This window comes from Oligella urethralis DSM 7531, assembly GCF_000372065.1.
Classification (GTDB): Bacteria; Pseudomonadota; Gammaproteobacteria; order Burkholderiales; family Burkholderiaceae_B; genus Oligella; species Oligella urethralis.
In genome coordinates, this window is record NZ_AQVB01000013.1 from 48,812 (window position 1) to 69,696 (window position 20,885).

Annotated in this window: 25 protein-coding genes, 1 tRNA gene, 1 other RNA gene and 1 pseudogene; 16 read left to right on the forward strand and 12 right to left on the reverse strand. The window is 45.8% G+C overall.

Annotated elements, in window-relative coordinates; translation table 11 throughout:
• Positions 1–112 precede the first annotated feature (112 nt).
• The 5 genes from A3GA_RS0108175 to hslU all read left to right on the forward strand — a co-directional run bounded on the left by A3GA_RS0108175 (position 113) and on the right by hslU (position 4,379).
• Positions 113–583, forward strand: coding sequence for a Fur family transcriptional regulator (locus tag A3GA_RS0108175; protein WP_018026911.1), 471 nt, complete (start codon positions 113–115; stop codon positions 581–583).
• Positions 584–757: 174 nt separating this feature from the next.
• On the forward strand, positions 758–1,822 hold the full coding sequence (locus A3GA_RS0108180; protein WP_018026912.1) for a CobW family GTP-binding protein: 1,065 nt from the start codon (positions 758–760) through the stop codon (positions 1,820–1,822).
• Between the two features lie 37 nt (positions 1,823–1,859).
• On the forward strand, positions 1,860–2,315 hold the full coding sequence (dksA, locus tag A3GA_RS0108185; RefSeq protein ID WP_018026913.1) for an RNA polymerase-binding protein DksA: 456 nt from the start codon (positions 1,860–1,862) through the stop codon (positions 2,313–2,315).
• 163 nt (positions 2,316–2,478) lie between these two features.
• Positions 2,479–3,012, forward strand: coding sequence for an ATP-dependent protease subunit HslV (hslV, locus tag A3GA_RS0108190; RefSeq protein WP_026156891.1), 534 nt, complete (start codon positions 2,479–2,481; stop codon positions 3,010–3,012).
• Between the two features lie 32 nt (positions 3,013–3,044).
• Complete coding sequence (hslU, locus tag A3GA_RS0108195; protein ID WP_026156892.1) at positions 3,045–4,379, forward strand: ATP-dependent protease ATPase subunit HslU; 1,335 nt, start codon at positions 3,045–3,047, stop codon at positions 4,377–4,379.
• Between the two features lie 71 nt (positions 4,380–4,450).
• On the opposite strand, the gene A3GA_RS0108200 is transcribed toward hslU, so the two are convergent.
• Positions 4,451–4,747 carry a copper-binding protein gene (locus A3GA_RS0108200; protein ID WP_018026916.1) on the reverse strand — a complete coding sequence of 99 codons (297 nt, stop codon included), beginning with the start codon at positions 4,745–4,747 and terminating at the stop codon, positions 4,451–4,453.
• A 104-nt stretch (positions 4,748–4,851) separates the two neighbouring features.
• Here A3GA_RS0108200 and A3GA_RS0108205 point away from each other — a divergent pair, with 104 nt between their 5' ends.
• Complete coding sequence (locus tag A3GA_RS0108205) at positions 4,852–5,418, forward strand: cob(I)yrinic acid a,c-diamide adenosyltransferase (RefSeq protein ID WP_018026917.1); 567 nt, start codon at positions 4,852–4,854, stop codon at positions 5,416–5,418.
• Between the two features lie 70 nt (positions 5,419–5,488).
• Positions 5,489–6,277 (forward strand): prolipoprotein diacylglyceryl transferase, encoded by a 789-nt coding sequence (gene lgt / locus A3GA_RS0108210; RefSeq protein ID WP_026156893.1) that lies wholly within the window; start codon positions 5,489–5,491, stop codon positions 6,275–6,277.
• Here lgt and A3GA_RS0108215 read toward each other — a convergent pair.
• From A3GA_RS0108215 to A3GA_RS0108240, 7 genes are all read right to left on the reverse strand, one after another.
• Positions 6,246–6,971: an SIMPL domain-containing protein gene (locus tag A3GA_RS0108215; RefSeq protein WP_018026919.1), complete on the reverse strand. Its 726-nt coding sequence runs from the start codon at positions 6,969–6,971 to the stop codon at positions 6,246–6,248. The two genes, lgt and A3GA_RS0108215, sit on opposite strands and share 32 nt — an antisense overlap.
• Positions 6,972–6,995: 24 nt before the next feature.
• Positions 6,996–7,730 carry an SIMPL domain-containing protein gene (locus A3GA_RS0108220; RefSeq protein WP_018026920.1) on the reverse strand — a complete coding sequence of 245 codons (735 nt, stop codon included), beginning with the start codon at positions 7,728–7,730 and terminating at the stop codon, positions 6,996–6,998.
• Positions 7,731–7,788: 58 nt separating this feature from the next.
• Positions 7,789–8,400, reverse strand: a complete 612-nt coding sequence (locus A3GA_RS0108225) for a class I SAM-dependent methyltransferase (protein ID WP_102705707.1) — start codon at positions 8,398–8,400, stop codon at positions 7,789–7,791.
• Positions 8,401–8,469: 69 nt separating this feature from the next.
• Positions 8,470–8,653: non-coding RNA, 6S RNA (gene ssrS / locus A3GA_RS12020), on the reverse strand.
• Positions 8,654–8,725: 72 nt separating this feature from the next.
• Entirely contained in the window at positions 8,726–9,025 is a 300-nt protein-coding gene (locus A3GA_RS0108230) for a cell division protein ZapA (protein WP_018026922.1), read from the reverse strand.
• On the reverse strand, positions 9,026–9,439 hold the full coding sequence (locus tag A3GA_RS0108235; RefSeq protein WP_018026923.1) for a hypothetical protein: 414 nt from the start codon (positions 9,437–9,439) through the stop codon (positions 9,026–9,028). It lies immediately after the preceding gene.
• 230 nt (positions 9,440–9,669) lie between these two features.
• A complete protein-coding gene (locus A3GA_RS0108240) occupies positions 9,670–10,515 on the reverse strand; it encodes a c-type cytochrome (protein ID WP_018026924.1) in 846 nt (281 codons plus the stop codon).
• Between the two features lie 342 nt (positions 10,516–10,857).
• Between A3GA_RS0108240 and A3GA_RS0108245 the strand changes: the two genes are divergently transcribed.
• A tRNA-Arg gene (locus A3GA_RS0108245) sits at positions 10,858–10,932 on the forward strand.
• Between the two features lie 174 nt (positions 10,933–11,106).
• Here A3GA_RS0108245 and A3GA_RS0108250 read toward each other — a convergent pair.
• The 3 genes and pseudogenes from A3GA_RS0108250 to A3GA_RS12315 all read right to left on the reverse strand — a co-directional run bounded on the left by A3GA_RS0108250 (position 11,107) and on the right by A3GA_RS12315 (position 12,244).
• Positions 11,107–11,403, reverse strand: a complete 297-nt coding sequence (locus A3GA_RS0108250) for a contact-dependent growth inhibition system immunity protein (protein ID WP_018026925.1) — start codon at positions 11,401–11,403, stop codon at positions 11,107–11,109.
• Positions 11,396–11,830 (reverse strand): annotated as a pseudogene (locus A3GA_RS12410) (RNase A-like domain-containing protein). Before A3GA_RS12410 ends, A3GA_RS0108250 begins: the two are co-directional and overlap by 8 nt.
• Positions 11,831–11,920: 90 nt before the next feature.
• Positions 11,921–12,244 carry a hypothetical protein gene (locus tag A3GA_RS12315; protein ID WP_018026927.1) on the reverse strand — a complete coding sequence of 108 codons (324 nt, stop codon included), beginning with the start codon at positions 12,242–12,244 and terminating at the stop codon, positions 11,921–11,923.
• Positions 12,245–12,833: 589 nt separating this feature from the next.
• On the opposite strand from A3GA_RS12315, the gene A3GA_RS0108260 reads away from it, so the two are divergent.
• Genes A3GA_RS0108260 through A3GA_RS11515 form a run of 8 tightly spaced genes read left to right on the forward strand, consistent with a single transcriptional unit; the run spans position 12,834 to position 20,244 of the window.
• Complete coding sequence (locus tag A3GA_RS0108260) at positions 12,834–15,038, forward strand: TonB-dependent hemoglobin/transferrin/lactoferrin family receptor (RefSeq protein WP_081606601.1); 2,205 nt, start codon at positions 12,834–12,836, stop codon at positions 15,036–15,038.
• A 5-nt stretch (positions 15,039–15,043) separates the two neighbouring features.
• Positions 15,044–15,898, forward strand: coding sequence for a heme/hemin ABC transporter substrate-binding protein (locus A3GA_RS0108265; protein WP_018026929.1), 855 nt, complete (start codon positions 15,044–15,046; stop codon positions 15,896–15,898).
• A gap of 21 nt (positions 15,899–15,919) precedes the next feature.
• Complete coding sequence (gene exbB, locus A3GA_RS0108270) at positions 15,920–16,387, forward strand: TonB-system energizer ExbB (protein ID WP_036558883.1); 468 nt, start codon at positions 15,920–15,922, stop codon at positions 16,385–16,387.
• Complete coding sequence (exbD, locus tag A3GA_RS0108275) at positions 16,374–16,763, forward strand: TonB system transport protein ExbD (RefSeq protein WP_018026931.1); 390 nt, start codon at positions 16,374–16,376, stop codon at positions 16,761–16,763. Before exbB ends, exbD begins: the two co-directional genes overlap by 14 nt.
• Positions 16,763–17,551 carry an energy transducer TonB gene (locus A3GA_RS0108280; protein ID WP_018026932.1) on the forward strand — a complete coding sequence of 263 codons (789 nt, stop codon included), beginning with the start codon at positions 16,763–16,765 and terminating at the stop codon, positions 17,549–17,551. Before exbD ends, A3GA_RS0108280 begins: the two co-directional genes overlap by 1 nt.
• A 26-nt stretch (positions 17,552–17,577) precedes the next feature.
• Positions 17,578–18,369: a HugZ family pyridoxamine 5'-phosphate oxidase gene (locus tag A3GA_RS0108285; RefSeq protein WP_018026933.1), complete on the forward strand. Its 792-nt coding sequence runs from the start codon at positions 17,578–17,580 to the stop codon at positions 18,367–18,369.
• 13 nt (positions 18,370–18,382) lie between these two features.
• Positions 18,383–19,435, forward strand: coding sequence for a FecCD family ABC transporter permease (locus A3GA_RS0108290; RefSeq protein ID WP_018026934.1), 1,053 nt, complete (start codon positions 18,383–18,385; stop codon positions 19,433–19,435).
• Complete coding sequence (locus A3GA_RS11515) at positions 19,432–20,244, forward strand: ATP-binding cassette domain-containing protein (protein ID WP_018026935.1); 813 nt, start codon at positions 19,432–19,434, stop codon at positions 20,242–20,244. Before A3GA_RS0108290 ends, A3GA_RS11515 begins: the two co-directional genes overlap by 4 nt.
• A gap of 176 nt (positions 20,245–20,420) precedes the next feature.
• Here the strand turns inward: A3GA_RS11515 and A3GA_RS0108300 are convergent, their stop codons facing one another.
• Positions 20,421–20,840 carry a hypothetical protein gene (locus A3GA_RS0108300; protein ID WP_018026936.1) on the reverse strand — a complete coding sequence of 140 codons (420 nt, stop codon included), beginning with the start codon at positions 20,838–20,840 and terminating at the stop codon, positions 20,421–20,423.
• Between the last annotated feature and the right edge of the window lie 45 nt (positions 20,841–20,885).

Consider the following 20,885-nt stretch of genomic DNA (forward strand, 5'->3'; position numbering starts at 1 on the left):
GGATTGTTATAATATAATGTATTATACATAGATTTTGTTTGATTTGTTATATTATAACTAGAACGACTATTTATCAATCCATTCATCTTCGATTTTGGATAGGCACAAGGCAATGATTCAGACTAAAGCTGTTCTACCTCTTGACGACTTTCTTCATCAAGCAGAGACCATTTGCCAGTCTCGGGGTAAGCGCTTAACACCGATTCGTAAGCAGGTATTAGCGCTGATCGTCAGTGATGAGCGTTGTATGAAGGCCTATGAGATTCTTGATCTGATGGTCAAGGACTTCCCTAGCGCCAAGCCTGCCACGGTTTACCGTGCCTTGGAATTTCTTGAAGCCGAGGGCTTTATTCATCGTTTAGATGCGCTTAACGGCTGGACTGCCTGTAATGACATCGAGTTGCACGGACATGATCATAATTTACTGATCGTCTGTACTGATTGTGGCTTAGTATCCGAAGTGGATGTACCAGATGTTAGCCACAAATTACAAGCCTTAATTACGCAAACCGGTTTTGTGCAAAAAAGCGCCCAAACTGAGATTCGTGCCATTTGCAAAAAGTGTAGCCAGCAAAGCGCTTAAACTCCCAGCCGCTGCCCACCCATGAGGCCTAGCCTAGCGCCGGGACACACACTTATGGCAAGATTATTACAATTGCTTAAGTATTTTTATCCCCATTCAGCCTATTTTATTTGCTATATCTCTAAAGCTGTGCTGTAATCTTCTATTAATTTTTGATTTAATTAGAAGAATTGTATGGCTGTTACTGAAAAGCAAGCTGAGCAAATGCTGCCTGTGACCATTCTTACCGGGTTTTTAGGCGCCGGCAAAACCACATTACTTAAACGCATATTAAGTGAGTTTCACGGTCAACGTATTGCCGTGATTGAAAATGAGTTTGGCCCCGAAAGCATTGATAATGAGCTCTTAGTGCAGGAAAGCGATGAGCAGATTATTGAGCTCAATAACGGCTGCATTTGTTGCACCGTTCGCGGCGATTTATTGCGCACGCTGACAGATTTACGCCATAAACGAGAAAGGGGCGAGCTACAGTTTGACCGCGTGATCATTGAAACCACCGGCATGGCCAATCCTGGCCCTGTTTGTCAGACATTTTTTATGGATGACGTGGTGGCCGAATACTACCGTTTAGACGGAGTCATTACGATTGTTGATGCCAAGCACGGGATGGATATTCTTGATCGTCAGAACGAGGCCCAAGCACAAGTCGGTTTTGCCGATCGCATTTTAATCTCTAAAAAAGACCTGGTGACTGAGGATGAGTATGAGCGCTTACGTCAGCGTCTGATTAAAATGAACCCGCGTGTCAATATCACGGCGGTGCATTTCGGTGAGACTGATTTAAATGAATTACTGGATATGAAGGGTTTTAACCTAGACTCGGCGCTAGACATTGACCCCGACTTCCTCAAAGCAGAAGATGAGGCTCACCATCACCACCATGATCATGAATGCGATGAGCATTGCGAGCATGACCATCATCACCATCATCACCATCATCAAGATGATATCGGTGCCTTTGTCTTTAGCTCCGAACAACCCTTTGACCCCTATAAACTGGATGATTTTCTTGGGGGGTTGGTACAGTTTTACGGTCCTGACATGTACCGCTATAAAGGCATTTTATTTTTCAAAGGTGTCCGTCAGCGTATGTTACTCCAAGGCGTACATATGTTATTGGGCACCGAGCCTGGCAAAGCTTGGGGCAAAGAAAAGCCATATAATAAATTGGTTTTTATCGGCAAGAGTCTTCCTAAGGATGTATTTCTAGCTGGCCTCAAGAATTGTTTGACTAAGTAATGATGTATGATTGACTATTAGCTGGGAGAATAGCGTAATGGCCAAAGCAAGTAAGCAAACACCTGAAAAATTAGAAGAGTTAGCCGCTGCCTTAACAGAGGAGCAGTTATTAGCGATGCCTGAAGAGGATTATATGAATGATCTGCAACTGGCCTTTTTCAAACATCGCTTAAAAGCTTTAGAAAAAGAAATTCTCGATAATGCTAACCAAACCACGGACAATCTACGTGAAACGCAGTTCGTACCGGATCCTGCCGACCGCGCTACCATTGAGGAAGAGCATGCGCTGGAACTGCGCACACGGGATCGTGAGCGCAAGCTCCTCAAAAAGGTACAGCAATCGCTCGCCTCAATTGATGAGGGTGATTACGGTTGGTGCGAAGAAACCGGTGAGCCTATCGGTATCCCTCGTTTACTGGCGCGCCCAACCGCTAATTTATCTTTAGAGGCCCAAGAGCGTCGTGAAAAGCGTCAAAAGCAATTCGGTGATTAATTGCTGCACACTTAATTAAGTTGCGCCCTATTCACAGCAACCGAGCTCAAGCTGCCCGTATCATCCGTGTGATACGGGCTTTTTTATTTTGGCATTCGCTCTTGAAAAATCAACAAAGCACTCCATCTAGCCATGACCCTTTATGAAAAATCAAAAAGACATTATGGAACAATTTCACGCTACAACAATTATCTGTGTCCGCCGCGGCAATGAAGTCGCTATTGGTGGTGACGGTCAAGTCACCCTCGGCAATATTGTGATGAAGGGCTCGGCCCGCAAAATCCGCAAATTGCATAATGACACGGTGCTCGCAGGCTTTGCTGGTGCCACAGCGGATGCTTTTACCCTGATTGAGCGCTTTGAAGCCAAACTCATTAAGCATTCTGGTCACTTAATGCGTGCTGCGGTCGAGCTTACTCGCGACTGGCGCACCGATCGTATGCTACGCCGTCTAGAGGCGATGCTGATCGTTGCGGATAAGGAGCACACGCTCGTCTTAACAGGTAATGGCGATGTATTGGAACCAGAACACAGTCTTGCCGCCATTGGCTCCGGTGGTGCGTATGCCCAATCGGCTGGTCTGGCACTATTACATAACACCGATCTAGCCCCTGCCGAGATTGTTAAAAAATCGCTAGAAATCGCTGGCGACCTATGTATTTATACCAATCAAAATCACGTGATTGAAACTCTTTAATCTTAAATCGAATTGCTAGAATGACTTATAAAATCAACGAAAGTATCATGACGCCCCAAGAAATTGTGTCGGAATTAGACAAAAATATTGTGGGTCAAACTAAAGCTAAACGCTCCGTTGCAGTAGCCTTAAGAAATCGCTGGCGCCGTCAACAAGTACCCGAGCCTTTACGCCATGAAATTGCCCCTAAAAATATTTTAATGATTGGCCCAACCGGCGTGGGTAAAACAGAAATCGCCCGTCGCTTGGCAAAACTTGCCAATGCACCTTTTATTAAGGTAGAAGCGACAAAATTTACCGAGGTCGGTTATGTAGGTCGCGACGTGGAGACCATTATCCGTGACTTAGTGGATATGTCTGTGAAGCAAACCCGCGAGCAGGAGCTTCAACGGGTGCGTACACAAGCAGAAGAAGCGGCTGAAGAGCGTATTTTAGATGCTATTATCCCGCCCTCCTATGATGCGCAAAACCAGCCTATCCGCCAAGAGGGTGCCGCTCGTCAAAACTTCCGTAAGCGCTTACGTGAAGGGCAAATTGACGATATGGAAATTGAAATCAGTGTTGCCAACACGGTTCAAGCGCTCGATATCATGGGCCCTCCGGGCATGGAAGAAATGACCGAGCAGTTGCGCACCATGTTTGCTGGCCTGCAACGTGATAATACCAAGCCTAAGAAAATGACGGTACGTAACGCCTTTAAACTCTTAGTCGAAGAGGAAGCGGCGAAACGTGTAAATGAAGAAGAAATTCGTAATGCCGCCATTCTAAACGCTGAACAAAACGGTATTGTGTTTTTAGACGAGATTGATAAGATTGCTGCGCGCCAAGAGAGTCAAGGAGCTGATGTATCACGTCAAGGTGTACAGCGGGATCTGCTGCCGCTGGTAGAAGGCACCACGGTAAATACCAAATACGGTATTGTTAAAACCGACCACATACTCTTTGTCGCCTCTGGTGCGTTCCATCTATCACGCCCATCGGATCTCATCCCAGAGCTACAGGGTCGCTTCCCAATTCGGGTGGAGCTAGAATCCCTCAGTACGGATGATTTTGTAGAGATTCTATCCGCTACCGATGCCTCCCTCACCAAGCAATACAAAGCGCTGCTCATCACAGAGGGGGTGGAGCTGGACTTCACTGAGGATGGCATTCGACGTATTGCTGAAATTGCCTTTGATGTGAATGAAACCACTGAAAATATCGGCGCTCGTCGTCTTTATACGGTAATGGAAAAACTGCTAGAGGATTTATCCTTTAGCGCCACGGCTGCACAAGCCGGCACTGTGGTTAAAATCGACACAGCTTATGTCAATGAAAAACTCGATCAGACCGCAGCCGACCAAGATTTAGCACGCTACGTGCTTTAACTGACTGCGTTCAAGCCAACAAAATCCGCCACGGCAAACAATGCTTGATGGCGGATTTTTTTGCTTACTAGCTACTTCTTAAGCTCAATCACTTCATATTTATTATCTTGGTGACGCACCTTAAAGCGCACCTGATCACCCGGCTCAATGCCTTGTAAAAGCGCTGGCGACACCTCATAGACTAAGGTCATGGCGGGTAAATTCAAATCTGTAATCGCACCATGCTTAATGGTCACTGTACCCTTGGACGTATCTAGGCGGCGCACCTCACCGCGAGCAGAGGCCTCATCCTGCGCACTACTCATGGTAGCCGCCCCCAACACACCTAAGCCGACCAAAAGACCTGCGAATATCTTTTTCATCTTCATAATTATCACTCCATTAAATCGTACTGACAGTTTAACTCTTGCTACGCTTGGCTATAATAGATTTATTTTCAAAATTACACCCTTTAACAATTTACTCAAGGACTATGACAGATCGCCTCAGTACCATCGTCACCAAAAGTGGTGACCAGGGTAGCACCAGCTTGGCTGATGGCCAACGCTTATGTAAAAGTCACCCGCGCATTGGCGCCATGGGTGATATTGATGAACTAAACAGCCATATCGGTTTATTAATCACAGCACTACAAGGTATGAAGCAGCGCGAAGTACCAACCCATCTGCGCTTATTGTCATCAATTCAGCATGCCTTATTTGACCTTGGTAGTGAGCTCGCGGTTCCCGGATTCAATGCCTTAAGTCCAACCATCGTCACGACACTTGAAAGCTCCATTGACACCATGCTGCAGCAATTACCACCGTTGCGAGAGTTTATACTGCCTGGCGGCTGCCACCAAGCAGCACAAGCACATATATGCCGCAGCGTCAGTCGTCGCGCTGAACGCTCCTTAGTCTTACTGAATCGTGAGGAGCCTGTGAGCGATTTATCCCTGCAATTACTTAATCGCTTATCCGACTATTTCTTTGTGTTAGCGCGTGAACTAAACCGCCTGAACGAGTACCAAGATATTTTCTGGCAAAAAAATGAGCGCTAATGCGTTAAACTTATGCTTAGCTTAGCTCGCTTAAATTCAACCATTCACACATTTGTTACTACAGCGCATGATCATTCAACACCCGCAATTTAATCCCATCGCCCTCTCCCTCGGTCCGCTGCAAGTGCATTGGTATGGGCTAATGTATTTACTGGCTTTTGCGATTGCGTGGTTTTTAGGACGGCAACGGATTAAACAAGGCTATTTTGATATTACGCAAAAGCGCTTTGAGGACTTACTCTTTTACGGCATCATCGGGGTGGTTGTCGGAGGTCGCCTAGGCTATGTGCTGTTTTATCAGTTCAGCTACTATCTACGCCACCCCTTGGAAATCTTTGCGGTGTGGGACGGTGGCATGGCCTTTCATGGTGGCTTAATCGGTGTTTTGGTAGCAATGCTTTATTTTGCGCACAAAGAGGGCAAGACTTTCTTTCAACTGGGAGATTTTGTCGCACCCTTAATCCCGCTTGGTTTAGCCTTCGGTCGTTGGGGCAATTTTATGAATGGCGAGCTCTGGGGACGCCCGACCAATGGTAATTGGGGCATGATTTTCCCAATGGTAGATAATGTGCCACGCCACCCCTCACAGCTTTATCAAATGGCCTTAGAGGGGATATTGCTGTTTGTGATTTTATGGTTTTACTCAAAAAAACCGCGCCCCACGGGATGTGTAAGCGCAGTCTTTTTAATCGGTTACGGCGTATTCCGCTTTATCGCTGAATTTGGTCGCGAGCCGGATAGCCATTTGGGCTTATTAAGCTTCAACCTCAGTATGGGTCAATGGCTCTCCTTGCCGATGATATTAGCCGGAATTATTCTTTTTGCCATCAGTATAAGGCAATCTCCCCGCTCACAGTAACCGATACTCGCTCCTTGCCTGCGCTGAGTGTCGGACCACTGTAGTCCTCACTCTGCACCATGGCCGCTTTAGCCATCCCAAAGCGTGGCGTCGGTGATTGGACCATACTCGAATCATCTACACGTACCTGCTTAATCTCGTAATTATCAAAACCGAACTCTCTAGTCACCGCTCGTGCTTTGGCTTGGAACGCTTGAATGGCGGCAGCACGAATCTCACTTTCCACGCTCTGACGCAGCTCCGTACTCATTTCAAATACGATATTGGATAGCGTCATGTGCTCACTTACCTGCTCTACAAAACGTGTCGCTTCCACCAGATCCTGAGAGCTAACAATCACTTCGCCATTGACCACATAGGTCACCTTGCCAGTGCGCTTAGCGTTGTCATCATAATCCTGCTGCGGCCAAAGATTATAGGTACCGTTTTTAAGCTCCAACTTTTGATTATCTTTACCGCTTGCCATTACCTGATTAATGGCTTTATTGACCGCATCTGACAAGACCTTAGGATCATCGCCACGCGCTTCTTTGCTTAGGGTCAATACCACCCGATCCTGCACCACTTCCTTGGACGAGTCAGCCGCCAAACTGAGCACGGTCCGCTCATCCGCCGTCACACTGGCACTTTGAGCCAAACTTGGCTGCGCCGCCAATAGCGTAGACAATAGAATCACTAAATGAGATAACTTCATGAATTTCTCCTAGGCTAAATGAAATTATTTTAAAACGATTTGACCTGACACTGACACCCGCACCATTTGCTTACCGGCCTCTAAGGGTGGTGCTTCAGCATAGCCCTCCTCCACACGCTCTGCCGTCATGGCACGTGCCATCATGGGTCGCAACGGTGGTCTTCTAATCGGCGCAGTAGCGGCGGAGTCATTAACATCAATATTACGCACTTCAAAACCCTCATAACCTAAGCCTTTGGCCACGGTTTCAGCCTTGCCTCTAAACGATGCGATCGCCTCTTCGAGGATTTCTTTTTCAATGGTCTGGCGCAACTCGCTTGATACATCAAAGCGAATATCATCCACCAACATATCCTCATGTGAGGCTTCGACAAATTTTAACAACTCATCAAAATTCTTTGAGCGCGCTATCATTTTACCCACTGCCGTGTAGGTAATTTTCTCAATTTGATTAGTATCTTTTTTATACTGAGTATGTTTACGAACCGAGTAATCCCCAGTCTCTAAGCTCAGTTCGGGATACTCCTTGGCACGTTCTGCCACCCTACGCATGGCCAGATTCACATCACGTAATAATTGACGCTCATCAGCGCCATCAATTTCCTTAGTCAGGATAACATTAGCGCAATCCTCAGCCACTTCTCGAAAAGCCTCTGCCCCCACCCGCACATACGACTCAGACTCCCTCTGCTCTGCGGCAAATGCCATTGAGGTGCTTAAGAGTAAGGGAATAAAAACAAGTGCTTTAAAATATCTCATCGTTCACTCCTTGATATGAATACTGCTTAGAGTGAACTAAGGCAAAATAGTTCGATGCCTACTTTTTGCGTGCAATCAACTGCACCACGGAAGATAAGCCTGTATGCCCCTGCCCCTCATGCACCTCACGCTCTAGCTCAGCCAAATGCAGAATATCCATCGCCGCAAAATCGCGTGCTAACTCCTCTGCGCTATACAACAAATCCACATGACTCGGGCCACCTGTCTGATACTGTGGTTGCTTGGTGCTATAGCATTCAAAAATTAACAGACCGCCAGGCTTTAAGCTATCCTGTATTTGCTGATGAAATTGAGCACGCTCAGACTGGTGCATATGACAAAAGATATTAATCACCGCATCCCAAGCATTTGCGCTAAATTGATATTGGCTCAGATCGGCGTGTACGGTTTTAAGCGCCACCCCTCGTGCCTGTGCCAGCTTTGAGGCCTTTTGTAAGCCGGACAAAGCGATATCTAGCGCCGTCAGACGGTGACCCTGCTCAGCCAAGAAAACGGCGTTACGGCCTTCACCCTCGCCTAGTGAGAGCACCTTAGAATGTTCAGTCAAATAAGAGCTGGCTTCGACTAAAAAGTCATTTGGCGTGGTGCCATAGAAATACTCATCATCACTAAAGCGTTGGTGCCAGATATTATCCAATAGATTGCTCATAGCATAGACCGTGATAGATTGAAAAATACCCAACACCGTGGTGGCAGTGTTGGGCACTTTATACAAGATGGGTAACCCGCAGTACCGTCAAGGTCGGCATCTCGAACCCAAAAAGTTCAAGTTGGCGGTCGGCTCGTATGATGCGCCGGGATTCTCTGACGAGAGAGATTCACTCCTGCATCTGAGCTAACTACCCTAGCCATAAGCATCGGTAAGAGATGTATAACCAAGGTCACGAATACCGCAGGAAAACTGTTAAAGCAATGATGCTTTGTTGGATTTATTATAGCATTGTCAGCCGCTACGTCAAAACGATAAATTGCGCTTACTTGAGACGATTAATACCCTCATCCAGTAAGGCATTAATATGATCCACCTTGGCTTTATAGTCGCCGTACGCAACACCCTGAAACGGCCCCTCGGTCGACTCGGCAGACAATAGTTGCGAGGCTAACTGGATACACGCCATATAAGCAACCCGCTCATTGCTCATCTTACTGCTTTGCTTGATCATCGTCATTAAATCGTTCGCCTGCTTGACTGCAGCTAACAGCTTGTCCTTTTCGCTAGCTTCGCACGCTAAGGTCAGCTCTTTATCTAAAATCGTAACTTCTAAGTGCTCCATCTACACACCCTCCTGAGTCGCACCACCGGGAAGATTAGCTAAAACATGAGCCACCCGGTCTCGCGCATGACTAACACCTGCTCTTAACTGCTCGGACTGTGTTTTTTGCTGCTGTAACTCCGATGTGACGGAGCCTAATTCTGCCTGCACTGCTGCGAGTTGCTGCTTTAATTGCTGATTCTCATCGCTCAACTGCTGCTGATCACTTAAGGCAGACTGCTTAAGCTCATGCAGCTCAGCACTTAAGCGCTGCTGCTCACTGGTCTTGGACTCAAGCGCTGCACGAGTATCTGATAATTGAGTACGAAGCTCATCTAACTGCTGATTAAGCTCATCACGGTCTGTCACTAAGCGCTCACTCAGCTGAACTAACAACTCGACGCGCGCTGCCAATTGATCTAGGTCTTGTAACATAATGGACGTCTAAAAAATAAATAAACAATACGCCTATAAGTTTAACTTAAGCCTGCCAAGGTGGAAAGCAACGATGACAAGTCTTGAGCTTTGCCTATGCCTATGGATGGTCAAAGGCAAGGGCACTGACTAGTACCCTACTAAAAATTCAAGCTCAAGAGCTAATGTTATAACACGCTTGAGCTTGAGGTATATTTAATCAAAAACTAACAATAAGGATTAATTATAAATCAATTACTTAAAGGATTGGCAGGGTCTTCAGCCTGAGTTGGACTAACCGTACCGACCGCACTATCTTGCTCAGGCACTTGCTGATTTAAAGGCACTTCCTTAATGCTAGGCTGTGGGGCAGCAGTTTGTTCAGCAGCAGGTGCCTCACTTGATGCAGCTTCTGTAGCAGGTGCGGCTTCTTCAGTTGCTGACGTAGCCTCTTCGGCTGCGGAGTCGGTCGTAGCAGCAGGAGCACTTTCTTCGGCGGTAGATGCATTAGCATCGCTCGTTGCAGCGTCAGAGCTGCTAGCCTCATCACTTGTTGTAGTATCGGTTGCGGCAGCTTCATCGCTTGCAGCTGCATCAGCTCCAGCGGCGCTATCAAACGCAATACTTCCACCGGAAGCATTAACCATAAAGACCACGGCGTTTTTTACCTCATCATCAGATAAAGACAGATCGCCACCCTTGGCAGGCATCGCATTAAAGCCCTCTAAAGAATGCTTAAAGAGCGTATCCGCGCCCTGAGCAATACGAGGAGCCCACGCACTTTCATCACCCTTAATCGGAGCACCAGAAAGACCGCTGTCATGACAGGTCATACAGAGTTTGCTATATAATTGCTCACCAGTTAAGGGCTCAGCAGCTTTAGTTTCAGGTAATGGTGCTCCTGTATTGTAGTGAGCAACCGGCGCAATACGACTTAATACCATCTCAGGCGCCATTGATGCTCTGTCAGTACCGCCATTATCCAAATTCATTTTAATCAAAAAGATAATTACGATGATCGGCACAATAAAAACTAAAGCGCCTACTTTTAACATTTCGCCGGGTGTTTTGGACCCTTTATGATTGGTAGAACTCATATGCGTTTCCTAGATATCACTTAATAATTATGAGATAAACTTATCCACTAAAAAACTGACAGCGATTGGGAAGCAAACCGCCAAAGCAGGCGACAGTCCCTCTCCCTTTCCTCTCTTAACAGGCTATTATAACTATATCCTTGCGATTTGTAGGAGTTTAATACCTCTTTTTACGATACTTGCTTAAGTGGGCTGAATATATCCGATAACTTGTAGCCAAAGAAACAACAGCAAGCGCTTTTAAATGCTAAGCCTTAAACTTGAAAAGAGAAAATGTGCTTAATTAGCAATCTTCGCTAGCTAAATAGGCTAAAATGGCAGACTTAAAAATAAGTCTTCAAAGTCGCCGTAGTTCAATGGATAGAATTAGAGTTTCCGAAGCTCTCGATACAGGTTCGATTCCTGTCGGCGACGCCAAGCCCCCAATTTCTAGACAACTCTAAGCAAGGCTTAATTAGCTCAAAACCAGCAAAAACAAAGGCTATACGCCCTGTTGGTTTTCTCACAGCACACCATGCCGCATCATAAAATCTCATAAAATATTGGGAGGCATACACCCCAACTGGTTTTTGAATAGGGGCTTTTTTTTGCTTACACCATGTCCGGATAATGCTTCTTGATGGTTTCTCGAAGAAGCGTAAAAAAATTGCTTACCGAAGCGATTTCAACCTCTGGCGAAAACTGCTCCTCAAAGGCAGCATCTAGATCATTACGAAAATCCTCTTCAAAACGGGCAATATCCTCCAATAATTCACGTAATACTATTTCATCCACATACGATACATAATATTCTACGGCCTCCTCGAAAGTATCACAATCACAGATAATAAAGATATCTTGATTGAGATATCCTCCCATTAACTGATATATTTCTTCATATTCATGCATTTAAATCACCATGTTTTGGATACGCTGTTGGTATGTAGTATGGCTTCCCATTATAGTTTTCTGACTTGAGCACTACCCTAATTTTTGAAGTTTGGATGTAGTTGGTAGTTCCTTTCTTAATATATCCCCCCACCTTATAGTTGCTAATTTAATGCTCAATCGTTAACGTTCTTTTCGAACCAGACTTAACCCACTGCGCAATGTAAAGCTTATTCGCATGCAGCGCTTCAGAAATTGCCTGCTCAGCTACCCTTAAGTTAAAAAAAAAACTTGCGGCAGGACCTACTCTCGGATCAGTGGCCAGTCGATGCAAAAGTTCCTTTTCTGCTTTATTAACATGCTTGGAAATTGTATGTCCACCAATCTTAGAACCAGCAACAGCCTCATGTTCAACCAACCTTATTCTACCCGTCCGAATAGCAGCCACCCTAATCGCACCTATAGCAGAGGCGAATCCAACAGGAACTGCCAAATCAACCGTCAGGGCAATTATATTTGCTGTCCCTTTTTCCTTACCTCACATTTCTGCTGTTGCGGCAACTGCTTGAGCGGTTGTTGTGTTGCTTGACTTGCCTGTTATGATTTGATTAAAAGAAGAATGGACCACATCTGCAGCATGCCCTCCAACTACGACACAAGCTGCTTTTGTCAACATAGTAGGATCTGGCGCAGCACACATACCACCAGCGACGAGCATTTGAAGCATGCCACCAGCAAGACCTACCCCTCCCCATAAGCGATTACTCAGCACTTCTCCTTCGCTAATCGAGGCATTATGAAGTATCCCAGCCATCTGAACCGGCGACAGTACTATTTGTAACCCTTCTGCTTCCGTTACCATGAACACACCTCAGTTAATAAATACTGTTGCTCATTCTAACCACTAATTTTTACGCTATTATGATGCCGTTTATTAAGCTTATCCGTTAAAACTCACCCTGTCTTACTAATTGAGACCAAAGCAGCGAATCAAGATTTAAGCAAGGGGTGGAGGGATGTTAACCTTTATCTCCATGAAATCCACCGCTTATACGACACCCAGTTTCACCATTTAGGTACATTATTCCTGTCAGCGACGCCAAGCCCCCTTTCACTGACATTTATAAACGCCCATATACTGTCATACATTTTCTACTTTAAATCACCCTCCTAAGACCTAGATTAGATCGTTATCTTGATGATTTCAGTCTTTTTGCTTGCAACATATAATAAGAATCATTATCATTATTATTAGTAATAAGTTGTGCGATCTATTTACTTACGGTTAAAAGGTTTTTATACCTAGCCATGAGACAAGTGATGCTTGCTCTCAACACAGAGTGTTCAAAACACTGGACACACCACGTCTACACCCACTCTCTTTACCTAAGCTAAACATTGCGATCGAATAACTTGCATTGCCCTTAGTATCCGTTTAAGCATTAATTTTGATGAGGTTAAGTCGTTCTATGTCACGCCCGCTATTTAAAGAATCCATCGTCCTAAGCGCCATTTTAACTGCGCTCTCTAGCGCCGCTTATGCGCAAGAGCATATGGAGCATTTAGGTGAAGTTAACGTTGTTTCTACCTCTGAGCTTTTACCACTAGAACCTAGCAACGTTCAGAATGCTTCAATCACATTGCTCGGCATTAAAGACATTGATCGCAGTACCAATCATAGCGCAAGCGACCTTTTCCGCTATACGCCGGGAGTACATTTTGAGCGAAGTAATACAGCCCGCGTTTCAGATATCGTAATTCGAGGTATGGGCGGCGCAGGAAGCGAAGATGGCACAGGTCAGAACCGCATAGCGATTAATATTGATGGCATCCCGGTAAATGATACTTTTGTGCATGGGCATATTACGCGCAACACACGAGCAACCTTTGATATCAGCGACCTAAAACAGGTTGAAGTACTTAAGGGACCTGGCGTCATTGGTCCAGGCAAAAGCGGGCTAGCTGGAACGGTTAATTACACCACCAAAGATCCCCAAGACTACTACCAAGATAACAACCGCTACGGTGGTAATATTCGCACGGGCTATGACTCCCAAGATCGCAGTAACTTTATCGGCGGCACCGTTGCTAGTGATTTAAGCGATACGCTATCTGCAATGTTTTCCTTTACACACCGCACCCTACATGAGCTCAAAAACAAGGCCGGACTTGACGTTGTAGGTCCCGACCGCACCCGTAGCAATCCCTCACGCGGCAATTCACAAAACTACTTAGCTAAGTTGGTCTTTCAGCCAAGCAATGCTCATAAATTCACATTAAAGATGGAGCATTTTAGACTCAGCAACCGCATTGATGAGTTAGACAACCAATACGCTCTAACGGGCAATTATGAGGATTACAACAAAAACAAACGCTCCGCCTTTAGCTTACGTCATGACTTTAACGCTAACACCATGTTATTTGATAGCGGTTACTGGCAGATTTACACGCAAAAAACCAAGCAAACACGCGAACAGGATCTTGCTTACGGTATACCTAGTTATGCCATCACTGGCTATGACGTCAAGAGTAGTGGCGCCCAGCTTGGACTAAGTAAGCGATTGCATACGGGCTCAGTTAACCACAATCTACAGTACGGCTTTAACTATGAGAGAACTTCCACCGAGGTAAGTTGGTTATGGGATGCCAGAGTATTCCGTATGGGCCTTCTCAATGCACCGTTCCAACCCAAAACGGTAGTCAATAACTACAATTTCTACCTAGCGGATGACATTGACTTATTAAATGGTCATTGGTTCATCACACCAGGAGTAAGCGTTGGGCACTACAAGCTCAGCCCTAAAGCCACTACGGGCTACGATGATAAAGCTCCATTTACCACAAGCAGCCGCAATTATGTCAATGCAGAAATTGGCACACGCTTTAATCTCAATGACTATAACCAACTCTTCCTATCCTATCGTCAGGGTCTCAGAGCACAGTCATTTGCAGAAATGAACTCAGCTGGCTTCCATAGTAGAAGCTTACCCAACCCAGATCTAAAACCTGAAAAAAGCCGTGGTTTTGAACTAGGTTTACGTAGCTATGGTCGCTATGGCAACCAAACTATTACTGCCTTCCATACCACCTATACCGATATGATTACCAAGACCACTTTTGGCCGCTACCCCAACAACGCTAGTACCATGATCAACAAGTCTGGTAAGGTCGTTATCTACGGTCTAGAGTATGAGGGCAACTTAAATCTTGCTGAGGCTTTCGGCACACCTGAGGGTTGGAGCCTGACTGCGGGCTTAGCCTATGCTAAAGGTCGAGATCGCGAACTCGATCAACCATGGTCTGCAGTCGATCCCATTAACGGCTTCCTAAGACTTGGCTTCGATGATCCAAGCGATATATGGGGCGTTGCCACCACATTAAACTTTGCTAAGGGCAAAAAAGAAAAAGATATTGATGCGGAGCAACTCCAAAGTAGTAATGGTTACCGACCTGTTGGTGGCTATGGCACCTTGGACATCACTGGCTACGTACGAATGGCTAAGCACTTCCATATCAATGCGGGCGTTTACAACGTGGGCGATCGTAAATATGTGACATGGAATGATGCACAATCAGCAGCCTTAGTAGGCAATGACTACAACCGCATGACGCGACCTGGTCGCACCTTTGCCATCAACCTACGTTACGAGTTTTAAGCAAGATGAACATAAAACGCCTAATTAGTATTCTGACCTTAATTAGTGCGGGCCTAACAGCACAGGCCCAAGAGCGCATCGTTTCTGCCACAGGCAACGCCTCAGAAATTATCGCTAACTTGGGCTTGGCCGAGAGTTTAGTAGGCGTGGACACCACAAGTACAGAACCCGCTGAATTAATGGACTCCCTACCAAAGGTGGGCTACCGTCGCAACCTATCAGCAGAGGGTATCTTGTCACTCAATCCCGATCTGCTTATCTTAGCGCCTGATGCAGGACCGCCAAATGTACTAGAACAATTAAAGGTGGTCAATGTACCTCTACTCCAAATCCAGGATGATAAAAGCATCAATGGCTTAGTCAATAATATCGAGCTGATTGCCAACACCTTGGGCGCCCAAAAACAAGCTAAAGAACTCATCGCCATGATCCGTCAAGAGGAAAAGGTAATAGCCAAAGAGCGGATGAACTATAAGCGCAAACCAAAAATTGCCATTCTGATGGATGGTACGACCGGGCAACTAACAGGTTTAGGCAGAGAGACTGCTGGCGATAGTCTAGTACACATTCTGGGCGGTGAAAATGCTTTTACCGAGCAATTCAAAGGCATGAAAGCAGTATCACGCGAGTCGTTGATCGCAGACGCAACAGACATGATTATCATAAGTACTTTCTCTGAAGAAAAAAAAGTAAATGAGCTAACCCTAGCCAAAGCACATTACCCAGAAATTGCCTTGAGCCAGGCAGGTAAAAATGATTGCATCTTCCGTATTGATGCTGTTAAAGCCTTAGGCTTTGGTCCTAAACTCACCGAAGCTGCACTACAAATTGCGCAAGCAGTGAATCGCTGCTTGCCCTAGGTGGAGTTGACTGTGGTTTTAATGGAATATTTGAAAGCATATACCGATTACACTATTTTCGGCATCTTAGGTCTAATGAGTTTAATCATGGTGTATGCCGCCATTGAGCGGAGTCTATTTTTTGCAGGCTTAAAACCCGCTAGCTATCAGACGGTGTATGAGCTTGAAATCGATATGCGCAAAAACTTGAGCATTATTTATAGCACTGGCTCTATTGCCCCTTATGTAGGGCTTTTAGGCACCGTGATCGGCATTCTGATTACTTTCTTTGATATGGGTCAGGCGGGTGGCAACATGGATGTCACGCAAATCATGATTGGGCTTGCCCTTGCGTTAAAAGCTACTGCTGCAGGCATTGTGGTCGCCATTCCTGCAGTGATGATTTACAACCACTTTCAAAGCAAGGTAGATACGGGCAAACTGGCTTGGCAAGCGCTAAATGAAAAAAGTCTCATAAACTGTCAGGAGACCTCTGATGCAAAAATTTGATGGTATAAATGTGGTCCCTTTTATCGATATTATGCTGGTATTGTTGGCTATTGTATTGGCGACGGCGACCTTTATCTCACAGGGAAAAATCCAAGTGAATTTGCCCCAATCAAATAACAGCACCTCACTCGCCTCGCAAGATTTGGCCGTGGTCGTTGTAGTCGACCAAGCAGGGCATTACTTTATTGATGATAAACCACAAAGCCTTAGTGAGCTTGAGGCGCTCATGACGCAGCAGAGTGACCAGCCAATCACCATCAAAGTTGATGCGACCGCCCCCTTTCAGAGCTTTTTAAGCCTGACGGATATTTTGAATAAGCAAAACTTAAGCAAGGTCACTGTTATCACGGAAAAATCAAGTACGGAGCAGCACTAATGCGTAACCTTTTTGCGGCGACCTCATCAACCCTCATTCATCTATGCTGTGCTGTGGTCATCTATAGTCTGTGGCATGGTGCGGATGACCTTATCCCTGTGCAAGCAGCCGAGGCCAGGGTCGTGGATATCGGCATGTTAATGGCGGTCGAACAAAGTGACAATATACAAAAAACGCAAGCTAAACAAGCCAGTGCCTTGGCAGCAGTAGATTCTGCGCCTAGTCAAAAATCAACTGAACCAGTCGAGCCTGAAGCGAAACCAAAGGAGCAGCCCAAGAAAAAAGCACCAGAAAAGATTACAAAACCTAAACCTACGCCCACACCTAAACCCAAAAAGGCACCCATAAAACACAACCACTCGACCCGAAAGCACAATACTGACACCATTCAAAAGACAGCAAGCCAAGCACAACAAGGCAGTGGGCTTGCTAAAAGCAATCAAATCGCCCAGCAAGGCACGACCAACAAGTCACTTGGTGGTCAAGGACATGCACAACAAGGCCATGGCGCTTCCTACCTAGCAGGCTTACTGAACACCATCTCCAAACGGGCGGCGCAGAGCTATCCACAACAAGCCAGACAAATGCGCCAACAAGGAAGGGTTAAAGTGGCTTTTACCCTGCAGGACGATGGTCGTTTAAGCAATATCCGCCTGCTACAAAGCAGCGGCTATCACAGTTTAGACCAGGCCGCACTCAACACCTTAAAACGCCTTGGCAAGTACTCGCCGCCTCCAGCTGGCGTTAATCGACAAATTAGTACCACCATTGTGTTTTCACTTAAATAATAACTGATAAGAGCAAAGGAATAGTTATGCTTCATTCACATACCGAATCAACGAACCAGCTTATCGACGATAAAAACTTATCCGACTTCGATAGCTACACCACCGAGCAAGGCCTACAAGACGCCTTAAAAATTTATCAAAGCACCTTTGCTGGTGACTTAGCCACTATTATCCGTCCAGGTAGAGAATTGTCTGGTTACCCCATGGGTTCAGTTGCCCCGTTTATGCTGGATCACACGGGTTGTCCTGTCATTTTTTCAGCACGTATTGCCGAACATAGCAAAAACGCTAAAAATAACAGTCGCGCTTCCCTGTTGGTGCGCGATATCAGCTGCAATCATCGCATCGAAACGGGTTGGCGTCTCACCATCGTTGGCGACTTAGAAGAAGTAACAGCGGATGAACGTGAACGCGTGGCTAAGCAATATGAGCGTTTTTATCCAAACTCCGCCTCCTACAGCAAAGTACACGACTTTATGTTCTTACGCTTAAGACCTAAGAAACTCCGTCTGATTAAAACCTTTGGTCAAATTAAATGGCTAAATGTCGAGGAGGTTGCGGTGGCATCCCCCTTTACAGAAGCACAGGAAGATCACATTATCGGGCATATGAATGAGGACCATGCGGCGGCCATTCAACATTATATGAAAGTCCTTAACATTGAGAACGCAGCCACAATCACACCCGTCATGGTTGGCGTAAATCAATTCGGTGCAACCCTGCGCTATGGTCAGCACCTTGTACAACTGCCCTTTACTGAGGTATCAATGACGACTGAAGCGGTGAGAAAGCAACTCGTTGCCTTAGCTAAACGTTAGGACATGTGAGCTTATGTTTTTATCGATACACGGTACGTCACATCGTATCTATATTTTTGTGATTTTGGCTTGTCTGTTTTCTATCACCATCTTTGCTGGCATTAGTACAGGTGCGGTTAAATTCGACCTACAAGCTTTTATTCACTTACTACTAAGCGACTCTCAAACCTCAAGTAATGACTATGCAAAACAAATTCTTTTGCATATTCGTTTGCCGAGGGTGATTGCCGCCATTTTGGTGGGTGGATCCTTAGCCATCTGTGGTGCTGTGATGCAAGGCTTATTTCGCAATCCCTTAGTCGATCCAGGTATTGTAGGGGTAATGTCAGGCGCGTCTTTGGCGGCGAGCTTTAGTATCGTGTTAGGTGGTGCCTTTATGCCTACACTTTTCAAAAGCCTAGGCGATTATGCCCTACCCTTTATGGCCTTTCTAGGCGCTTGGTTGATGACGCTAGTACTGTATCGATTCTCAAAGCGCGGTGGTAGCTTAAATATTGCCGCCATGCTTCTCATTGGTATCGCCTTAGGGGCACTTGCTGGTGCCCTAACAGGCTTACTGACTTATGCCGCTGATGACAATCAATTGCGCTCTCTGACCTTTTGGGGGATGGGGAGTTTAGCTATTTTTGACTGGCACAAAGTATCCATTTTGTTTGTTGTTATCCTCTTTGCTACACCACTTTTAGCCCGTGAAATACGACTACTTGATGCACTGATGTTAGGGGAAAAAGTTGCTGGGCATTTAGGCTTCAATATTGAGCGGGCAAAAAAACGTTTAATCTTTTTAGTCGCTTTACTCGTTGGCACCTCGGTTTCTTTTGCCGGAGGAATTGCCTTTATTGGCCTAGTGGTACCGCATATCGTCCGTGGCTTAGTAGGCAGCCACCATCGCTACGTCTTTCCTGCCTCGTTTATCTTTGGTGCCACCCTCCTCTGCCTAGCCGATATGATGGCACGCACCGTTGTCACTCCCGCCGAACTTCCCATCGGCATTATTACTGCAATGATTGGTGCCCCCTTTCTTGCTTACCTAGTCTGGCGTCAAATGGGAGGACTACGCGCATGACACCAATTATCTCAGCACAAAACCTTGGAGTTCAGGTGGGCATGAAGCACCCGCGCTCACTCTTACGTGATGTTTCAATCAGCATCCCAGCCGGGCAACTAACGACCATTATGGGCCCTAATGGGGCGGGCAAAACAACTCTACTAAACCTACTTAATGGTGACAACAGGCCCGACACTGGTCTGGTTCTTTTTAAGCAGAAAGCGCTTGCAGACATCAATCGTCTTGCTTTGGCTAAACAGCGCGCGGTCTTGCCACAGTTAGATCACGTGCCTTTTTCCATTAGTGTTATGCAAATTATCGAAATGGGACGAGAGCCCTACCGCGATACTGCTAGCCGTCATGATAATGCCAGCGTGATCAGGCAAATCATTGAATGGATGGAACTAGAGGATATGCTTGAGCGTAACTACAGCTCATTATCGGGAGGCGAGCAACACCGTGTGCAAATTGCTCGTACCTTAGCGCAAGTTTGTCGTGACAGTGATTTTAATTTACAGGGTCAGGTGTTGTTCTTAGACGAGCCAACTAACCACTTAGATATACGTCACCAGTATGCCTTGATGTTACTCTTGAAACAACTCCAAGCCAAAGGACTCACGATTATTGTAGTGATTCATGATATTAACTTAAGCTTGCAGTTTTCTGATCAAATTATCCTGCTAAAGAATGGCCTGCTGATGGGACAATACACGCCCGAACAACTCGTGCAATGCGACGCCCTATCGCACGCCTATGATATCAATATTCGGGCGGCATGGCATGATAAATTTGAGCGCTATTTGATTGCTCCCCAAATGCAGACTTAAACTATTAAAACTTGACATTTAATTAGGCAGTTCCTATGTCACACTATCCTCACTTAGCTAGACTTGTCTTTCAGCGGCAGCGTGTGCTTTGGTGTATTGAGTGGCGAGGGGTTTATTGAGTTGTATTACGCTGCCTAGTCACCACCTCGGCTTTCGAGTTGGCGCTTTTTTGTGAGCTAACGAGAGAACCTGAGCACTGTATCTCCCTCTCCTCCAATGATGTAAGCCCTTCTAAACTTACCAGATGAATACCATCTTTTACCGACAATCGGGTCATAGCCTTCGTGATACCCTAAGGACAAAAGATATTCCTCAAGCTCTTTAATGTCTCGTCTGCCATCATACTCTACTTGGATGCCCTCAGAACGTGTGCCGTCTTGTGGATAATATGAAATTATTGATTTATCCGTCATCCCCGGTGCATTTTTAATTTCGTCTGGGGTAAACATTTCATAAGGGATTCGATCCAATCGCGTGTAATGCTGGGAGTCAAATGAGAATATGTAAGGACCATACAAAACAGCCCAGCGACTGATAAACACAATACAACAAAATAGTATGACCCACTTCAACCATTTAAGGCTTTTGTTCGACACAAGCAAACTCTTCTCCTAATCCATTTGGAAAATCTCTCATACTAA